The 3,582-nt window shown below is 36.5% G+C and carries 2 protein-coding genes; both read left to right on the forward strand.

All coding sequences use genetic code 11. From position 1 onward, the window contains the following. Positions 1–1,035 precede the first annotated feature (1,035 nt). On the forward strand, positions 1,036–2,205 hold the full coding sequence (locus tag ACYC56_RS13365; RefSeq protein ID WP_461374669.1) for a hypothetical protein: 1,170 nt from the start codon (positions 1,036–1,038) through the stop codon (positions 2,203–2,205). Between the two features lie 94 nt (positions 2,206–2,299). Next, the gene (locus ACYC56_RS13370; RefSeq protein ID WP_461374670.1) at positions 2,300–2,785 is read left to right on the forward strand and encodes a c-type cytochrome; all 486 of its coding nucleotides are present in this window, start codon (positions 2,300–2,302) and stop codon (positions 2,783–2,785) included. The last annotated feature ends 797 nt before the right edge of the window (positions 2,786–3,582 follow it).

Here is a 3,582-nt window from a genome sequence, read left to right on the forward strand (position 1 = left end):
GACCCTAATTAAAATTTTCCTCTAATTATTTAGATCAAATTAAAAATCCATTTATAACCTAAAATAAAACTAAAGGATACATTCACGAAACATTTATCTAATGATCGCCATGTCTCCTAAAACAATTTTTACAAATACGTCATTTATTGTGCTTACTGTAACAACAGAAGTATCGGAATAATGTGGAGTATATTCTACAATTATAGAACTATCGTCTGAGGATAAAACTCCAAAGTTGCTTTGAGGAAAGACTGCGACCGGGGATACCTGGGAAAAAATAATGAAGATTTTATTTTTCATTAACTACCACAATAAATCAAAATTAAAAACTTTTGTCTGGTTATTTAATTAAATATTGACTGGTAGAAAATGAATCTTTATTAATTCTCCTAAATATTGTTCTGAACTTAGTAAAAATACTGATACAAATTCAAGGTATCAAAAAATAATTATTTTTCGCATTGGACCATAAATAAGGTAACCGAATTAGACTTGTAAAATAGTCGTTAGGTTCGAATATATATAATAAATTAAATGACTTACAGCTACCGTTATTCCCTTAACGAGACAGTAATGTAATCGATTCATTAAACTAAGGAAAAAGTGAAACTACTCTGTTAGTGCATATCCTAATTTTATATTGAGCACGTATCAACTTTAGATAAGTTCTACAAACTTACTTATTAGCCCTCCCATTTGTTAGAAAGTTTAATACTATTTTTCTTACTGTTAAGAAATAAAAACAAAATATGATGAATTTCCCAACTTCATTTGGGCTCATTTTTTGATTCTCGACCGCAGTCGTAATAAACGACGTATTTTATTAAATTCGAGGTCTATATGAGTCTAAAAAATATTCCTATTTCGTGTAGAGCAAAGATTTTTTCTACGCTCTTCATTTCAGTAGCTCTAATATTTATCATAAGCAGTAATATCTATTCACTCCCAAGTTATACCCGACAAACGGGACTTGCGTGCAGTTCATGCCATTATACAACATACTTACAGCTTACCCCGTTTGGGAGATTATTTAAGTTGAACGGCTATACGAGGACCGGGCTGGAATCGACGTATAAATCGGGAGGCACAAAAGAAAATCCTTATATGGAAGTATTAAAAGCGATCCCAATATCAGCTCGTATTCAAGGATCCTTCACCGAACTAAATAATGCTCTCCCAGGCAAGGCGAACGGTATTGTAGAAATGCCTCAGCAATTGAATGTATATTTTGCTGGAGAATTGGCACCGAAAGTTGGATCGTATATCCAGGTCACTTATTCTGACCAGAGCGGAGCCTTTGGTTTAGACAACTCGGATATCCGGTTTGCCACTCACACAAAGCTTGCTTCACAAGACCTATTGTTCGGTCTGACGCTCAACAATGACCCGACGTACCAAGATGTCTGGAACTCGACCCCTGGCTGGGGATTTCCCTATGTCGCATCCGGAACGGCGCCGACTCCAATGTCGAGCACTGTGATGGAGGGGCATCTGGCAGGAAGAGTTACCGGGTTAGGAGCATATGCACTTTTTGATAACTTAGTTTTCGGAGAGATTAGCGTTTACAAGTCTACACCTCAAGCGGGAGTGTATCCTGCAGACTCCACATCCACATCAACAATTAAAGGAGTTACACCATACTGGCGTTTTGCGCTCCAGCATGCATGGGGAAGTCAGTATATTGAGATCGGCACTTACGGTCTTTATTCAGAACAATACCTAACCGGCATAAGCGGGCTTACGGATAAAGCTACCGATATTGCATTTGATGCTCAGTATGAGGATCGTCTGGGTGAAGGAAGTTTGATTGCCCATACAGATTATATTCATGAGACCAGAACATTAGATGCTACCTTCGCTTCAAACGGATCATCATCGTCAAGCGGTAATCTTAATAGCTTTCGGGTTGACTGCACATACAACTTCCCATGCCCTATCGGACTTACAGTCGGCTTTTTCTCAATTACTGGATCGAGCGATGCGATTCTTTATCCTTCAGCATCTGTTGCAGGAAGCGAAAACGGTTCGCCGAATAGCAGCGGTGTTACCACTCAGTTCTCATATGTTCCGTATGCGAATATCGAACTCGCACTGCAATACGTTATGTATACGAAATTCAACGGCGGAACAACCGGCTATGACGGATTCGGTAGAAATGCATCCGATAATGATGTACTGTACTTTAATACGATGATTACTCTATAAAAATAATATTCTCATATCGCACTGGATAGGGGGCGTATATAGGCGCCCCTTTTCCGGACTGAGAAAAACTGAATAATAAAAGAAGGAATTATACATGAAAACGTTTCTTGCTCTACTAGTAGGGACTTTTATATCGCTAGTTATTCTTGGGGTTACTGATCAGAATACTGTCTCGATCAAAATAGCCAACAAACAGAGTGCGGATTCGTTGAAAAACGACAGAGGAAAAGATAGTATAGATATAGGGATTGGACCGGTCAAAACGGTACAACTCGGCAAAATCGACAGCGCAATGGTACAAGACGGTCAAAGCATTTTTTCAAGTGAATGTTCTGACTGTCATGATCCATATAAGAATCAAGACAGCGGTCCGTCTGTCAAAACATTTATTCATATGCGCAGTCCGGTATTTATTATGAATTATCTTTTGAATACAGATGAAATGAACGAGAAAAATTCCTCAATTAAGGAATCGATTAATAAGTATGGCAATACACCTATGTCATCAACACCTTTAACTGAACAGCAGGCAAGATCACTTTTGGAGTATTTCAGGTCAATCGGAGAATCGTCAAAGTAATCTTTGCAAATTTCGGTTTATCGAAACCAAAATGGAAGTAAACTATTTTTGCTTAAATTGTCAGCATGTTAGTGAATAATTAAAATCGATGGGTGATATTCTACGGTTTTTGATGCAGGCAATCTTTCAATTGTAATTTATTCTTATAGAAAGCATGCTAAGAAGTATGTTGAAACAAAAAAATTAATTGTGTTGAATTAATATATATGACCTAGAGTCTTTAGTAGGGATTGAGAATAAACCATGGGCATAAATTGCGTGGTATTGGTGCAAATTGTACTTACTTGTTCAAAAACTTCTAAAATTCTGTAGATATTCAATTCAATTGACGATCATCTCAATATAAAAAGAATTGAAGAGTACATTACCTAATACGGAATTAGCGAATTGCATTGGATTAAAATACTACAATCTATTACTGGAAAAATAACCACTTGAAACCTAAGATTCATTTACTGACCAAAATTATTCAATACCTAAGATATTCGTATCGGGTCAATAATAAGGTAACCGAAGCAGAATTGTAAAATAGTCTATAGTTCATAATATAGGTAATCCAAAATTAAGAATTTTGTTTGACAAGGCTTATCTCAAATTTCTAATGACAGGATAATTTCTAATTTTAAAATAAAAAAAGCCCAATGATCTGGCGACCACCGGGACCTAACTCTTTTTCGTCAAAAGGCAGGGGAGAACCTTTTGAAAGAGTCATACCAAACATAAATATTAGATTGCTTTTTATCAAGTAACGAACAATAATCAATCTACTCCTTTTCCACTAGTTACTTGTCACTACT

It is taken from the genome of Candidatus Aquicultor sp. (assembly GCF_054640775.1).

What these genes read in the sequence shown, in the direction of transcription:
- ACYC56_RS13370 (WP_461374670.1), top strand. Translation starts at nt 2,300, where the DNA reads ATGAAAACGTTTCTTGCTCTACTAGTAGGGACTTTTATATCGCTAGTT.